At 49.5% G+C, this 13,921-nt stretch carries 15 protein-coding genes; 10 read left to right on the top strand and 5 right to left on the bottom strand.

Going from position 1 to position 13,921, the window contains the following annotated elements; genetic code table 11:
• The first annotated feature begins 98 nt into the window (after nucleotides 1-98).
• The 3 genes from PGL01S_RS30780 to floT all read left to right on the top strand — a co-directional run bounded on the left by PGL01S_RS30780 (nucleotide 99) and on the right by floT (nucleotide 2,481).
• Nucleotides 99-245 carry a hypothetical protein gene (locus tag PGL01S_RS30780; RefSeq protein ID WP_164775414.1) on the top strand — a complete coding sequence of 49 codons (147 nt, stop codon included), beginning with the start codon at nucleotides 99-101 and terminating at the stop codon, nucleotides 243-245.
• A gap of 141 nt (nucleotides 246-386) precedes the next feature.
• Complete coding sequence (locus PGL01S_RS08640) at nucleotides 387-917, top strand: NfeD family membrane protein (RefSeq protein ID WP_127493498.1); 531 nt, start codon at nucleotides 387-389, stop codon at nucleotides 915-917.
• A 28-nt stretch (nucleotides 918-945) separates the two neighbouring features.
• On the top strand, nucleotides 946-2,481 hold the full coding sequence (gene floT / locus PGL01S_RS08635) for a flotillin lipid rafts scaffold protein FloT (RefSeq protein WP_127493496.1): 1,536 nt from the start codon (nucleotides 946-948) through the stop codon (nucleotides 2,479-2,481).
• A gap of 73 nt (nucleotides 2,482-2,554) precedes the next feature.
• Here floT and PGL01S_RS08630 read toward each other — a convergent pair whose 3' ends face one another.
• Together PGL01S_RS08630 and rpsD are read right to left on the bottom strand one after the other, a co-directional pair.
• Complete coding sequence (locus PGL01S_RS08630; RefSeq protein ID WP_127493494.1) at nucleotides 2,555-3,328, bottom strand: class I SAM-dependent methyltransferase; 774 nt, start codon at nucleotides 3,326-3,328, stop codon at nucleotides 2,555-2,557.
• 154 nt (nucleotides 3,329-3,482) lie between these two features.
• Complete coding sequence (gene rpsD / locus PGL01S_RS08625) at nucleotides 3,483-4,082, bottom strand: 30S ribosomal protein S4 (RefSeq protein ID WP_127493491.1); 600 nt, start codon at nucleotides 4,080-4,082, stop codon at nucleotides 3,483-3,485.
• A gap of 435 nt (nucleotides 4,083-4,517) precedes the next feature.
• On the opposite strand from rpsD, the gene PGL01S_RS08620 reads away from it, so the two are divergent.
• The 5 genes from PGL01S_RS08620 (at nucleotide 4,518) to PGL01S_RS08600 (ending at nucleotide 9,180) form a co-directional block, all read left to right on the top strand.
• Nucleotides 4,518-6,398: a diguanylate cyclase gene (locus tag PGL01S_RS08620; protein WP_244935545.1), complete on the top strand. Its 1,881-nt coding sequence runs from the start codon at nucleotides 4,518-4,520 to the stop codon at nucleotides 6,396-6,398.
• 121 nt (nucleotides 6,399-6,519) lie between these two features.
• Nucleotides 6,520-7,218: a hypothetical protein gene (locus PGL01S_RS08615; RefSeq protein ID WP_127493486.1), complete on the top strand. Its 699-nt coding sequence runs from the start codon at nucleotides 6,520-6,522 to the stop codon at nucleotides 7,216-7,218.
• Nucleotides 7,219-7,294: 76 nt separating this feature from the next.
• Nucleotides 7,295-8,410 carry an aminopeptidase gene (locus PGL01S_RS08610; protein WP_127493484.1) on the top strand — a complete coding sequence of 372 codons (1,116 nt, stop codon included), beginning with the start codon at nucleotides 7,295-7,297 and terminating at the stop codon, nucleotides 8,408-8,410.
• A 101-nt stretch (nucleotides 8,411-8,511) separates the two neighbouring features.
• The gene (locus PGL01S_RS08605; RefSeq protein ID WP_127493482.1) at nucleotides 8,512-8,754 is read left to right on the top strand and encodes an HPr family phosphocarrier protein; all 243 of its coding nucleotides are present in this window, start codon (nucleotides 8,512-8,514) and stop codon (nucleotides 8,752-8,754) included.
• A gap of 138 nt (nucleotides 8,755-8,892) precedes the next feature.
• A complete protein-coding gene (locus PGL01S_RS08600) occupies nucleotides 8,893-9,180 on the top strand; it encodes an Fpa/YlaN family protein (RefSeq protein ID WP_127493480.1) in 288 nt (95 codons plus the stop codon).
• Nucleotides 9,181-9,213: 33 nt separating this feature from the next.
• Here PGL01S_RS08600 and cax read toward each other — a convergent pair whose 3' ends face one another.
• Entirely contained in the window at nucleotides 9,214-10,272 is a 1,059-nt protein-coding gene (gene cax / locus PGL01S_RS08595) for a calcium/proton exchanger (protein ID WP_127493478.1), read from the bottom strand.
• Nucleotides 10,273-10,456: 184 nt separating this feature from the next.
• Here cax and PGL01S_RS08590 point away from each other — a divergent pair, with 184 nt between their 5' ends.
• Nucleotides 10,457-10,840 (top strand): Asp23/Gls24 family envelope stress response protein, encoded by a 384-nt coding sequence (locus PGL01S_RS08590; RefSeq protein ID WP_015845353.1) that lies wholly within the window; start codon nucleotides 10,457-10,459, stop codon nucleotides 10,838-10,840.
• Nucleotides 10,841-10,902: 62 nt separating this feature from the next.
• On the opposite strand, the gene ftsW is transcribed toward PGL01S_RS08590, so the two are convergent.
• Both ftsW and PGL01S_RS08580 read right to left on the bottom strand, forming a co-directional pair.
• Nucleotides 10,903-12,078 carry a putative lipid II flippase FtsW gene (ftsW, locus tag PGL01S_RS08585; RefSeq protein ID WP_127493476.1) on the bottom strand — a complete coding sequence of 392 codons (1,176 nt, stop codon included), beginning with the start codon at nucleotides 12,076-12,078 and terminating at the stop codon, nucleotides 10,903-10,905.
• Between the two features lie 3 nt (nucleotides 12,079-12,081).
• A complete protein-coding gene (locus tag PGL01S_RS08580) occupies nucleotides 12,082-12,426 on the bottom strand; it encodes a YugN family protein (protein WP_127493474.1) in 345 nt (114 codons plus the stop codon).
• A gap of 266 nt (nucleotides 12,427-12,692) precedes the next feature.
• On the opposite strand from PGL01S_RS08580, the gene PGL01S_RS08575 reads away from it, so the two are divergent.
• Nucleotides 12,693-13,874, top strand: a complete 1,182-nt coding sequence (locus PGL01S_RS08575) for a M20 metallopeptidase family protein (RefSeq protein ID WP_127493472.1) — start codon at nucleotides 12,693-12,695, stop codon at nucleotides 13,872-13,874.
• Nucleotides 13,875-13,921 lie beyond the last annotated feature (47 nt).

Raw genomic sequence — 13,921 nt, 5'->3', positions numbered from 1 at the left:
ACACAGAACGTTTATTTGGAGCACTAGCATGATTGACTTCCCTGTAGCCCTGTGGTAGTAAAGCTGAAATGCGTTGGTAGACATGGAGATGCCGGCGAATGATGTCAAATCGTAACGAAGTATGCTTCACGTATTGTTATATTGCCCAAATGATTAATTTCGGCAGCGTGCTTTCGCCGACGGACGCCTTAAGCAGCATTTGCGTCTATATAGACGTTGAAAGCCAAGAAAAGTTGTATGCGTAATTAGAATAGTTTTACTGCAAATGCTTGAAAAAATTAAAAAAATGAAGCCTGCGATTAGAAATCTCCCATTTTTCCGAAACAAAAGCGGGGGGATACGCGTATGAATTAACAGCATATGGTTGCTGTGAGAGGAGGAGGAAGTTGGAGGCGGTATATTGGGGATGTCTCATTGGCGGAGCTTTATATGCCATCATTAGCGCTCTGCTTGGGGATTTGATCGGTCACGCGCTGGGCGGAATTCTTGATTTTTTGTCGCTGGACGGTCATCCATGGCTTAATCCGACAACCTTGGTTGGCGGAATTACCGCATTTGGCGGTGCAGGGCTGCTGCTTGCGCATTACACGTCGCTTGGGCTCGCAGCCGTATTTATTCTTGCTCTTGCGGGAGGCGTGGTTATTGGCGGCAGCGGCTATTTCCTGTATGTAAAGCCGATGAGCGAAAGCGAAAATTCGATTGCGCTCTCGGAAAAGGACCTAAGCGGCAAGATCGCCGAAGTGATTACGGCCATCCCATCCAAGGGCTACGGCGAAGTGCTTGTCAAAGCTGGCGCGGGATATACCAACCAGATTGCCGCCAGCTTCGACGGTGACGACATACCAGGCGGTTCCCGGGTTGTTGTTGTGGAAGTAAAAGATAATACGTTGTACGTCTCCAAGCTTGACCCTTACTAAAAAGTGCTAGACTGAGAGGAGAAAGTTCATGCCAGAGTATCTTATTATTCCTTCTATTGTAGTTGCCGTATTCGTTATCCTCGGTATTGCCTTTTGGGCGCGCTACCGTACCGTAAGCCCAGACGAAGCGATGATCGTAACGGGTTCCTTCTTGGGAAGCCGCAACGTAAGCGCGGATGAAACCGGCCGTAAAATTAAAATCGTCCGCGGCGGAGGCGCCTTTATCCTTCCCATCTTCCAGAAGGCAGAGTTTCTGTCGCTGCTCTCCCACAAGCTGGACGTCTCTACTCCGGAAGTATACACGGAACAAGGCGTACCTGTAATGGCGGATGGTGTCGCGATTATCAAAATCGGCGGTATCGTTGAGGATGTGGCGACGGCTGCCGAGCAGTTCATGGGCAAGCCAACCGAAGCTTTGAAGAGCGAAGCGCAAGAGGTGCTGGAAGGTCATCTCCGGGCTATTCTCGGTACGATGACGGTAGAAGAGGTTTACCGGAACCGCGATAAATTCGCGCAAGAGGTGCAGGGCGTCGCAGCCAAGGATTTGAAAAAGATGGGCCTGCAGATCGTTTCCTTCACGATCAAGGATTTGCGGGATAAGCATGGATATCTCGATGCCCTTGGTAAACCGCGTATCGCTGCCGTAAAACGCGATGCGGATATCGCGGAAGCGGAGGCCGTAAGAGATTCCAGGATTAAGAAGGCGATTGCCGAGGAAGAAGGACAAAAGGCCGAGCTTCTGCGCGATACTAATATCGCCGAAGCTGCCAAAGAGAAAGAACTGAAGGTGGCTTCCTTCAAACGCGAGCAGGATATGGCGAAAGCGGAAGCGGATCAAGCTTATTCGATTCAAGAAGCGCGCGCGAAGCAGAGCGTGGTAGAAGAGCAGATGAAGGTTGAGCTCGTCCGGAAAGAACGCGAGATTGACCTGGAAGCGAAAGAAATTTTGCGCCGCGAGAAGCAGTATGATGCGGAAGTGAAGAAAAAAGCCGAAGCCGACCGTTATGCGGTCGAACAAGCGGCCGAAGCGGATAAAACCAAAAAGCTCCGCGAAGCGGATGCGGTGCAATACCGCATCGAATCGGAAGCGAAGGCGCTTGCCGAGCAGAAGCGTCTGGACGGTCTTGCGATCGCCGACGCGGAACGCGCGAAAGGTACAGCCGAAGCCGAGGTTATCCGTCTGCGCGGTCTTGCCGAGGCGGAAGCGAAGGAAAAGCTTGCTCAAGCGTTCGAAAGCTTTGGCGAAGCTGCGGTTCTCGATATCATCGTAAAAATGCTGCCTGAGCTTGCGGGCAAAGTGGCAGAGCCGATTAAAGGCATCGACAAGCTGACGGTTGTAGATACCGGTCATGGCGAAGGGGCTGCCCGCTTAAGCAATTACGTAACCGGCTTAATGGCGACAGCACCGGAGATGCTGAAAAACGTATCCGGAATTGATGTCAACTCCCTGATGAAAAACTTAACGTCCCGGGTATCCGGTTCTCTAACTCAGCCTGTGGCAGCTGCCGCAGAGGCGCCTGTGCAAATCCCGCAGCCTGCCGAGCCTGTGGAGAAAAAAGAATAACGAAACATATAAATCCCGGAGAGGACAATAGGAGCCTCTCCGGGATTTCTTTTGCCGTTATAGAATAGGTTTTCTATAATTTCACGGCAGATATACGGATCCGTCTGTAATCAGCTTGATAAACCCCACTGACGACCTGCAGCTTCTGTTTGGCTGCCTCGTATACCTCTTGCTTGGCAGACTCTCTATCGGCGTTATCGAGGTCTTTGAAGAAAGCATCCCCGAATCCGTCCAGCCAATGCATTACCCCTTTTTCTCCTTCCGGCAAAGGAGTAGGTCGGTCGAAATGCTCGGCAATTGTGACCTCGAACCCATTTTGTTCGAGCAGGCTTGCATATTCGCCAATCGAAGGGAAATACCAAGGGTTCCGTTCAGCCGGATCTATGCCGTATCGCGGCATTACCTCGTAAAAGGCCTGGACAAAAACATCTACATTGCCCTTGCCGCCAAATTCGGCAACAAACCTTCCTCCGCCCTTTAAGGAATCCCGAACGGATTCAATAACACCGCGGGCATTTGTCATCCAGTGCAGAGCCGCGTTCGAGAAAACGGCATCAAACGGAGCCTCGAAGCGGAATTGCTCACCGTCCCCAACGATGAAGGTAATATCCGGATATTTGCTTCTTGCGGACGCAATCATGGCTTCCGACTGATCCATTCCGGTTACCTTCGCGCCCGATCCGGCGATTTCAACGGCCAGATCGCCTGTACCGCAGCCCAGATCCAGAATATGTTCTCCTGGCTGCGGATCCAGCCAATCCAGAATGCCTTTGCCGAGCTTTGATACAAACCCGAGCTGCGTATCGTACGTCCCGGGATTCCATGCCTGCGTGCCTTGATTGATCATGTTTCATCGCCTCCGATCGGTTATACCTTAGTTTTACCTCCTTTAGCCATATAAGTGAAATATATAATATCTATCTTCTTTATAGGTTTAACCTATGAAGTAAACGGTAAAAACCCCGGAGAGCATAAGCTCCCGGGGTTTCCGAGTCAAGCGATTAACGGCTGTAGAACTCGACGATTTGTTTCTCGTCGATCTCTTGGGAAAGCTCAGCGCGTTCTGGAAGACGAACGTATTTGCCTTCAACAGCTGTATCGTTGAATTCCAGGTAGTTCGGCAGGTGATGACGGCCTTCGATCGCTTCTTTGATCGATTTCAGACCACGGCTGCGCTCGCGCAGACCGATTACGTCGCCAGTCGATACTGTGAAGGAAGCGATGTCGACTTTTTTGCCGTTAACCGTTACGTGACCGTGGGATACCAACTGACGTGCGCCTGCACGGGAGTTAGCGAAACCAAGACGGAACACGAGGTTGTCCAGGCGGCTTTCGAGAAGGACCATGAAGTTTTCACCGGAGATACCTTTCAGTTTAGCCGCTTTGTCGAACAAGTTGCGGAATTGCTTCTCGTTCAAGCCGTACATGTGACGCAGTTTTTGTTTTTCTTGCAATTGAACGCCATAACCGCTAAGCTTTTTGCGTTGGTTAGGACCGTGTTGGCCTGGAGGGAATGGACGTTTCAATTCTTTGCCAGTACCGCTCAAGGAAATACCAAGACGGCGGCTTAATTTAAATTTAGGACCTGTATAACGGGACATGAGTTGTGTAACTCCTTCAAAATTGTATTTTTGAGGATGGGGTTGTGTTTCGCCGAATACGCTCTATGCTCGAAATCTTCGAAGCCTGATAAACAGTTCAGCCGCTGGTATATCAGCGAACGTATTTCTGAGGGTGACACAAAACCGTACGCCCATGCATTCATTTATAGATAATATATGAAATTGCTTGCCTTTGTCAAGGCGCCAGCACTTCCCATCAACGTCAGCGGACGCGGTTCAAAAGACCTAAAAGTTGGAATTTTGAGTAGTGCAAAATTCTCAAAAATAAAGTATATTATAAATTGAAATAATAGCTTGATAGACTCGTCTCCTTTATATAGAGGGAAGGGCTGGGTGTTGCCGATGGCGGATTTATATAATAATCCACAGGCGTTAGATGAAACTGCCGCGGCAGCTCATCGGATTGAAGAGGATATGCGAACAATATGGTTTGAGAATGAAGATATTCAAGCTGCGGATGAACCGTACTTGCTGCCGTTGCTGCAGGAGAGCTTTGCTTGCTGGCGCAAGGATTCCGATGAGCAAGCGATGCCGGTAGGCGGGCAGTTCGTATTGTTAGATTTGAACAGCAATGTGATTGGTTCCGCGGGAACCATGGAGATATATCGTCAGGCGGAGGCAATTGCCGCCGCGCGGCAGGCTGCTGCCGATTCCATGACATCATCAGAATCTGCGACAGAAGATGAGCGGAAGTTGGAGGCCGTGGCCGTTCCCGTACTCACTCGATCGGATCGTCGTCCTTTTTGCGTCTTGGTTTATGTAACAGATTTTCTTGACGGAGCTCAGGCCAAGTCCATCGCGCAGCTTAGCGCGCTTCATTTCCGGACATGCTTTTACCGAAGGTTTGAGCAGCTCTACATCAAAGATCTGCTATTGCAGCAAAAGCGGACGGACAAGGAAGCGAGCAGGCGCGATGCCTTGTTTTTGGCGGCCAAAAGGCTGTATGACCAATTCGACGTCACTTCGGTATTGTCCGAAATGCTAAGCAGTTTGGAGCAGTTATATCCGAATTCGATTGCGCAATTGTATTTATCGCAGGATCATGTCAACGGGGATTCCCGAGTCAAACCCCTTGTATTTAAAAATGCGGCGCATGACCTGGTAGCCAAGTCGTTTCTGGAAGGCAAGCTTGTGACCGAGCAGGACCGGGATGGGACTAAACGTCTTGCGGTACCTATGACGGGCAAGCAGGCTGCTTACGGCGTTTTATGCTTGACGGTTAACGCGAGCAGCTGGGATGATGCGGACCTGCCGGCTTTTGTTTTGCTGGCCGATACGGCCGGCACAGCGTTTGAGAACGCGAAGCTATACGAGCAGTCGAACCTTCTTATTAATGAATTAAGATTGATTAACGAGCTTACGAAGAGGCTGAACCAATCGCTGAAGCTGAAGGAAATTTTCAAATTTGCTTCATCAGAGCTTCTAAGCGTCTTTGACGCCGATTATTGCTGCGTTCTTCAGCTTAACAAAGAGAAAAATCAGTTTGTCGTTATGGCGAGCAATATCCCTGCCATGTCTAGCGAGCATTTCTCGCCCGAATACGGGTTCTGCGGCATCGTGCATCGGACGAAAGAGCCGCTTATCATTTCGGATTATTGGCACACGAGAGTCGTCAATTCCAAGCTTATGGACAATACGGGAGCACGCTCGCTTATTGCTACGCCGATTCTTGTCGATTCGGAAGTTGTCGGCGTTATAATGGTTGCCCATAAAAGCGCGAATTTCTTTTCCTATGACAATTACAAGCTTCTGCAGGTCATGTCGACTCATATAGGGCTGGCCATTACGAATGCATCGCTTCATGCCGAAGTCCGGAGAATGGTGATTACGGATAATTTGACGGGCCTGCACGCCCGCCATTATCTCAATGAGCAGATTCAAAGCCGTCAGAGGAAAGATCCGCTCGGTGCATTGATCCTCGTCGATATCGACCATTTCAAGCAAATCAACGATACGTTCGGACATCAGGTTGGCGATCAGATTCTGGTACAGGTCAGCAGCATCATCCGCAGCTCGATCCGGCAGGGCGACATTGCCGCAAGATGGGGCGGGGAGGAATTGGCGGTTTATTTGCCGGGTATCCGTTCGGAACAGGCTTACAGAATTGCGGAACGGATCCGAACCCATGTGGAAGCAGAAACTCAGCCGGTTGTGACGGTATCCTGCGGTGTCTCCGAATGGACGTTTGAGAACGAGAAAATCAGCGTGGAATCCCTATTCTACAGAGCGGATATGGCGCTTTATGAAGCAAAAAACAACGGCAGAAACCGGATTTATATCGGACAAGCCAACTAATTGTTACGAAGGACACCTCCAGAGGTGTCCTTTTCTTTTTGGAAACGATCCGAATAAGGCGCTGTCCGTTCAGGGGACGATAAGGTTATATGGAACGATTGAATGAAAGGTGTTGTGTTAATTGAAGCTCCTAAAACATACGTTTATTAGCACGCTGCTTGCAGCGCTTGTACTAGCCTTGACCGGATGCTCAACCTCCAGCCGTCCGCCCGAGGAATGGCTTAACATGTCGATTGCCGGCCTTGCGGGCAAGGATCAGTATGCGTTCTCCGGCCAGACAACCATCTACTCGGCGGAAGGATGGGCTTACGCGCCCCGGACCTTTCAAGGACATGTCGAAGAGCATACCAAGCTGCATGCTCAAGGCGATGACGGCGAGGATCTGGAGTGGAGCCCGATTGAGGTTCTGAACAAAGTGAAAAACGCGCATAAGAAAGTAGACTTTGTCGACGCGGCCACAACAGCCAACCAAGTTGCCTTGCATATCGAGCTGAACGATCAGGATGCCAACAAGCTCTGGAAAGAGCAGCTTCAGGATGAGATGAACGCGCTGGCTGCCAAGGAACCGCTGGAAGAAGGGCCGTATAAACAAGCCTGGCTGAAAGAATTTAACGAATCCCGAAAGCAGATGGACAAAATGCTGAAATCCCTGCAGGTAAAAGCACAATATACGGTGTTGATCGACAGAAATAGTCTTGTACCGACTAAGCTGGAGGAGCATTCCGTTCTTCATTATTCGCTCTCCGGACAAGACAAACAGGAAAAACGCGATACCAGCGTTACCTTTAGTCCCTTTAACGGAACAGGAACTGTTCAATAAGCAAGCAACATGCTAATATGTTCGAAGGCTGTTTTTCACAAAACAGTGCTCATAAGTAATGGAGGTTTGAATAAAGATGCGTGATGCAAGATTACAGAAGCTGGCGGCCAACCTTGCCGGTTACTCGATTGATGTACAGCCCGGCGACAACGTACTGATCGATTTGATTGGCCTTGAGCTGGAGCTGGGCAAATGCCTTATCGAAGAAGTAACAAAGCGTGGCGGAAGACCGTTTGTGGAGCTGAGTGACCGCTCTGTCCTGCGGACGATGCTGACGCATGCAACCAAGGAGCAAATCGAGCTTTGGGCGAAGCATGACCTTGAGCGCATGGAGCAAATGCAAGGCTATATCGGCGTGCGGTCGGGCTCGAACGTTAACGAATTGTCTGATGTGCCAAAGGAAAAAATGCGTCTATACGAGCAATTATACACACATCCCGTACATATGGAGGAGCGCGTTAAGCGGACGAAGTGGGTTGTTCTCCGTTACCCGACTCCATCGATGGCGCAGCTGGCTAACATGAGCACGGAAGCGTTTGAGGATTTCTATTTTGATGTTTGCAACCTGGATTACGCGAAAATGGACCGCGCGCAGGATCCTCTTCAGGCCTTGATGTCCCGTACGGACAAAGTACGGATCGTTTCGCCAGGTACGGACTTAACGTTCTCCATCAAAGATATCGGTGCGAAAAAATGCTCCGGCCAGCGGAATATTCCTGACGGCGAAGTATTCTCCGCGCCTGTCCGGGATTCAGTTAACGGCGTAATTACGTACAATTCGCCAAGCGTCTATTCCGGAACAACGTTCCAGAATATCTCGTTTACGTTCGAGAATGGCAAGATTGTTAACGCAACCAGCAATGATACGAAGAAGTTGAACGAGATTCTGGACAGCGACGAAGGCGCGCGTTACATCGGCGAATTCGCAATCGGCTTTAATCCGTATATTTTGCATCCGATGAACGATATTTTGTTTGACGAAAAGATTGCGGGAAGCCTTCACTTTACGCCGGGTCAAGCGTATGAGGAGACCGATAATGGCAACCGTTCTTCCATTCATTGGGATTTAGTATTGATTCAACGTCCGGAATACGGCGGTGGAGAAATTTATTTCGATGATGTATTAATCCGAAAAGACGGCGTTTTCGTACTGCCGGAGCTGGAAGGACTAAATTCCGAAAATTTGAAATAAATGAAAATGAAGCGTTTTTGAACTTTTCTCTTGATGGATGTTATATTTCGGGTTATCATGATGTCAAGGAAAGCTTTACTAATTAACTGGAGGGATTCCCCATGTCCAACAATGCAGCTATCGTAGAAATTTCTCAAGCGGCTAGCCAATTCCGCTCTTCAATCGTTCTGCAAGCCGACAACAAATATATCGATGTTAAGAGCATTCTTGGACTGTTTACGACGTTGGTAGGCGGCCACGCTTACGAACTTCATGTTCATGGTCCTGATGCGGAAGAAGCGAAAGCAAAAATGGCAGAAATTTTCGCAAAACATAACTTGAATGTAACGGTAATTAGCGAATAGACCGGAATGGTCGCAAACAAAGCGTTTCTTCTTCTGAAAAGAAGAAGCGCTTTTTTGTTTTGTCCTTGTGTATTGGCTCTTTTTCGTCTAATATAAAAGATATAGACGACGGCGGGTACACGCACAGGGGGGAAAACGATGTCTTCACCGGAAGTCACGGTTCAATTGCATGAGAAAGCGCTTCGTCTCCTAACGGAAGATGCGAGTAAAATAGAAAAACTTATCGAAGTTCAGATGGAGAACTTGACAACCCGTCAATGTCCGCTGTACGAGGAAGTTTTGGACACGCAAATGTATGGATTCTCGCGGGAGATTGACTTTGCTGTGCGCGCGGGATTGATAGCCGAGCAGAGTGGAAAAGAAATGTTAAGCCGATTGGAGCGCAACTTGGCCCAGTTGTATGAAGCGTTAAATAATAAAGAGTAGACTCCATTTGGAGCCTACTCTTTTTTTGTTTTCTTAAACTAGATAGAAGGCAACGCCCAATATGACATAAACCATAAGCAGCAGGAACCCTTCATACCAGTTGGTCGTACCGTCTCGGGAAACGGACTTCGCTATAAAGACGGAAACACCGATGGCGGTTAATTCGATTGGCGTGAAGATAATATCCATTGTATTGCCCATAAACGCACTAACCAGAATCAGCACCGGGGCTACAAACAACGCGATCTGCAAGCTGCTGCCGATGGCGATTTCGACTGCTGCGCCGATTTTGTTCTTAAGTGCCAGCATAACCGCTGCGCTATGTTCGGCTGCATTACCGATGATTGCGATAACGAACGCACCGACAAACAGCTGGGACAGGCCAAATTTCTCGGTAAAGCTGTCGAGTGTATGCACGAGCCATTCGCTGACGAAAGCGACCATAACCGTCGCTACAACCAGCATAATAACGGATACGCCTTTCGACCACATCGGCTCCTCGCCATGATCGGCATTCATCACGTTATCCGCGAGAACGTCTTTATGGGTAATCATCGAGAACACAAGCCACAGCAGGTAAGAAACGATCAGAATGCAGGCAACCGTGATGCTGAGGAAATGGTCCTTATTAAGCGTGAAATGCTCCGCGCCAACAAAGACAGCCGGTACAAACAAACCGATAACAGCCATAATCATCAGCGTTGCGTTATGCTCGGCCAATTGATTATTGAAAAATTGCTGTTTGAATTTAATGCCGCCGGCAAGGAGACTAAGTCCAAGGACGAGCAGCAGGTTGCCGATGATGGAACCGGTAATACTCGCTTTCACGGTATCGAACAAGCCTTCTTTAACGAGGAAGATCGCAATGATCAGCTCTGCCGCGTTACCAAACGTGGCATTTAGAAACCCGCCAAGCCTTTGTCCGGCGTAATGCGCAACACTTTCCGTCGCTTTGCCGAGAAAGCCCGCCACAAACACGACGGCGATAGCGGAAATGATAAATTGAAGCGTCATGTCCCAATGGGCGAAATGCCCGATTGCGCTCAGGAGGAACATGACAATTAATCCGCCGAAAAACAGTTTCTGTCTCACCAAATCCACCTCTTCAATTATGTAAGTCTAAAAAACATTATTAATCATAACGAAAAAAGGCAACCATGTAAACTTTTCCAAAAAAATATGCTATAGGGCCTAATATAGATCTACTTCCTTCCTTGCTTCAAATTGAGCCATCCATTACAATGATGGTATATGGCAAATTGAGGAGTGGAATAACATGAACGAGGACCTTCAAACAGGCATTATCCGTATTTCAGACGATGTAGTGGCAACGATTGCAGGACTCGCTGCGCTTGAGACTCCTGGCATTGCCGGAATGTCGGGCGGGATCTCCGAAGGACTGGCGAAGCGCCTTAGCGGTAAAAACGTGCAAAAAGGTGTATCCGTCGAAGTAGGTCAGCTGGAAGCGGCAATCGATCTTCGCGTTATCGTTCATTACGGCATACCGATTCAGGAAGTCTGCAGACAGCTGCAGCTGAATGTAAGAGAATCGGTTGAGAATATGACCGGTCTTAATGTGGTTGAAGTTAATGTAAAAGTAGAAGGCGTAGCCTTCAAAGAAGAAGAAACGTCGGAAGAACCGCAGCAACGCTTGAAATAGTATGCGGAACTTACATAAAAAAGGCTGAACCGTTAATTAAACGGGTTCAGCCTTTTTTTAGTTTAGTGATGATGACGTTTCGCTCGCTCCGGCTTGTCCTGCTTGTTGGCCTCCCGAGAGATGCTGAGAAGCACTCCGATACACATCAGACAGACCAGCAGGGAGGATCCCCCGTAGCTGACGAAGGGCAGTGTCACCCCGGTCAGCGGGATCGCGCCGGTTACGCCGCCGACATTAACGAAGGCCTGAATGCCGAACAAACCAACGATTCCTACTCCTACTATGGTTCCGTAGTGATCGGGGCAGCGAAGAGCAACGATAAGCGCCCGCCAGAGAAAGAGCAAATAAAACAAGAGGAACAGGCTTGCACCGATAAATCCCAGCTCCTCGGCAATGACGGAAAAGATAAAGTCATTATAAGGGTAGTCCAAGTAATGCAGCTTCTGCACGCTTTCCCCGAATCCCGCACCTGTAAAGCCGCCGTGTCCAAGCGCCTGCAAGGAGGATACCAGTTGGAACCCAGAGCCCTGCTGATCCGCCAGCGGATCGGAATAGGCCGTAAACCGGGCAACCCGGTAAGCCCAACCATCTGGATTGGTAGCCATGCCGATTGCCGCTAAAAGGATGGCGAAGATACCGATTACGCCGCCTGAAACGGCAACCTGCTTGAGATTGGCGCCGCCTGCAATGATCATTATCCCCGCACACGAAGCAAGAACGAGACAGGAACCCAAATCCGGCTGCATCATAATAAGGAAGCAAATAAATCCTACAATGATTAGTACCGGAAGCAGGCCTTTTTTAAAGTCCCGGAACTTTTCGCCTTTCTTGGTAATCAGAGCCCCTATATAGAGGATCATGGCAAGCTTGGCTATTTCCGTCGGCTGGATTCCCATGGTTCCGATTCGGAACCAGCTGCTCGCACCGTTCAGCGAGCCAATGGTTGGTACAATCATCAGCATGACTATGACCGGAATGAATAGGAAGATAAATCCCTTTTTAAAAATCTGGTAAGGGAGATTCATCAGGAAAAGCATGGCAAAGATGCCTAGAACCGCCCAAATGAGCTGCCGCTTAGTAAAATATAACGCATCATTGTGGAATTTCGGATTTGTAAGTGCAATGTTCGAGCTTGCGCTGAACACCATGACAAGGCCGAATCCAACCAGCAGCAGCGTTAAAATAAGGAGCAGAAAGTCCGGTCTGCCACGACTGCCATTCTGCTGTGTCTTCTTCATAGATTAGGCAAGCAGCTGCTTCAGCTTTTCGAGGCGTTGATTCGCAATCGTCATGATCGGCTGCGGAACCGGAGATTCGTATTCAAGACCATGAGGGAATGTAGCTTTTCCGATATATACATGTTCAATTGCAAGCACGGCATTAGGATTTTCGAGCTTGCCTTCAATGGCGCGAGTGTTGACGCGCAGGAAGTATTCCGAATTTGTCGCTTGATCTTCAAGCTTCAGATCGTATGTAGCGCGATAGTATTCCCACTGCCAACGTACAAAGCCAAGCTGCTCGGCAGACTCGTCCAGATGAGCCAGATCGCTTTGAAGGCCGTTAAGACCCGAGTTTTCAATAATCATCGTTATTTCCTCCTATAGTTGCTTGTGGAATGTAAGGTTTATGCTGGCAAAGCCCGTTTTGCATAATGCGCAAAACTTTATTTGTACATCTTTTCCCATGATAGTATGTTTCCCCAGTCAGCGCAAGACTTACTCTCCGCTATAGTCATGCTTTCTCTTTGCCGCATCGCGCCGTTCTGTTAGAATAGATGGAAATAAGTTTTGCTTCATAACGCGTGTGAACGGCTATGCGTTTACATTCAACAAACGTTTAGGAGGTGTGTCCAATGAAGACTAGTAGCTATATAAAAGAGCAGCTGCAGCGTCTTTATCCGGAAATGGTCCGGTGGCGCAGACATCTCCATCAGAATCCGGAGCTGTCTTTTCAAGAGGTACATACATCCCGGTGGATTGCAGAGCAATTAAAGGCCTTTGGCTGCGAGGTGCGCGAAGGCGTTGGCGGGCACGGCCTGCTGGTTTCGATAAAAGGGGAGCTGCCCGGTCCGGTTATCGCGCTGCGCGCAGATATTGACGCGCTTCCGATTCAGGATGAGAAGGAATGCGAATACCGGTCCAAGGTTTCCGGCGTGATGCATGCCTGCGGACATGATGGGCATACGTCGGCATTGCTTGCCGTAGCGAATTACTACCAGCAGCATAAGGCGGAGCTGGCCGGCGAGCGCCGGTTGATTTTCCAGCCTGCCGAGGAGCAGACACCGGGCGGCGCGATCCGCATGATTGAAGACGGGGCCTTGGACGGCGTAGACGCCATTTATGGGGTGCACTTGTGGTCGCCGATTCCGTATGGACAGACCGCAACCAAGCCGGGTCCTTTTATGGCGGCGGCAGACGAGTTCACTTTAGAGATTGTAGGCCTTGGCGGACATGGCGGCATGCCTCACAAGACGATCGATACCATCGTAATCGGTTCGGCTCTCGTGCAGGCGGTTCAATCCATAGTTGGCCGCAACGTTGATCCTTTGAAGCCTGCGGTCGTTACAATCGGCTCCTTCCAGGCCGGAACAACCAATAATGTCATTGCGGAGCGCTGCGCGATGAAAGGGACGGTCCGCACATTCGACGAGGAATCCCGAAAGCTTACGCATGAAAGGCTTGAGCAATTGATTAACCATACCTGCAGCATGTACGGAGCGAAATACGACTACCATATGCGTATCGGGTATCCGCCCGTCGTCAACGACGAGGAGGAAGCGGGACGTTTCTTCCGGGTGTCAGGCGAACTGTTTGGCGCCGAGAATACCCTTCGTTCGGAAGCGATGATGGTCGCGGAGGATTTCTCGTATTATCTGGAGAAGGTACCGGGATGTTTTATGTTTGTCGGGGCGGGGAACGAGGAGACGGGAGTCGTATACGCCCATCACCATCCGCGTTTTGATATCGATGAGCGTGCCATGGTACATTCCGCCCAGCTGCTTATTCAAATGGCGGAAGATTTTGCGGCGGAATGACAACGCTTTTGGCTGGATACCCTAAAGGAAGATATTCCGAACAGGAG

Origin of the sequence: Paenibacillus glycanilyticus NBRC 16618, assembly GCF_004000805.1 — a bacterium.
Classification (GTDB): domain Bacteria; phylum Bacillota; class Bacilli; order Paenibacillales; family Paenibacillaceae; genus Pristimantibacillus; species Pristimantibacillus glycanilyticus.
This window is presented reverse-complemented; position numbering and strand designations above follow the sequence as displayed.

Coding starts and splice junctions, on each gene's coding strand:
- PGL01S_RS30780 (WP_164775414.1), top strand. CDS start 99: ATGATGTCAAATCGTAACGAAGTATGCTTCACGTATTGTTATATTGCC.
- floT (WP_127493496.1), top strand. CDS start 946: ATGCCAGAGTATCTTATTATTCCTTCTATTGTAGTTGCCGTATTCGTT.
- PGL01S_RS08630 (WP_127493494.1), bottom strand. CDS start 3,328: ATGATCAATCAAGGCACGCAGGCATGGAATCCCGGGACGTACGATACG.
- rpsD (WP_127493491.1), bottom strand. CDS start 4,082: ATGTCCCGTTATACAGGTCCTAAATTTAAATTAAGCCGCCGTCTTGGT.
- PGL01S_RS08620 (WP_244935545.1), top strand. CDS start 4,518: ATGCGAACAATATGGTTTGAGAATGAAGATATTCAAGCTGCGGATGAA.
- PGL01S_RS08610 (WP_127493484.1), top strand. CDS start 7,295: ATGCGTGATGCAAGATTACAGAAGCTGGCGGCCAACCTTGCCGGTTAC.
- PGL01S_RS08605 (WP_127493482.1), top strand. CDS start 8,512: ATGTCCAACAATGCAGCTATCGTAGAAATTTCTCAAGCGGCTAGCCAA.
- PGL01S_RS08600 (WP_127493480.1), top strand. CDS start 8,893: ATGTCTTCACCGGAAGTCACGGTTCAATTGCATGAGAAAGCGCTTCGT.
- PGL01S_RS08590 (WP_015845353.1), top strand. CDS start 10,457: ATGAACGAGGACCTTCAAACAGGCATTATCCGTATTTCAGACGATGTA.
- ftsW (WP_127493476.1), bottom strand. CDS start 12,078: ATGAAGAAGACACAGCAGAATGGCAGTCGTGGCAGACCGGACTTTCTG.
- PGL01S_RS08580 (WP_127493474.1), bottom strand. CDS start 12,426: ATGATTATTGAAAACTCGGGTCTTAACGGCCTTCAAAGCGATCTGGCT.
- PGL01S_RS08575 (WP_127493472.1), top strand. CDS start 12,693: ATGAAGACTAGTAGCTATATAAAAGAGCAGCTGCAGCGTCTTTATCCG.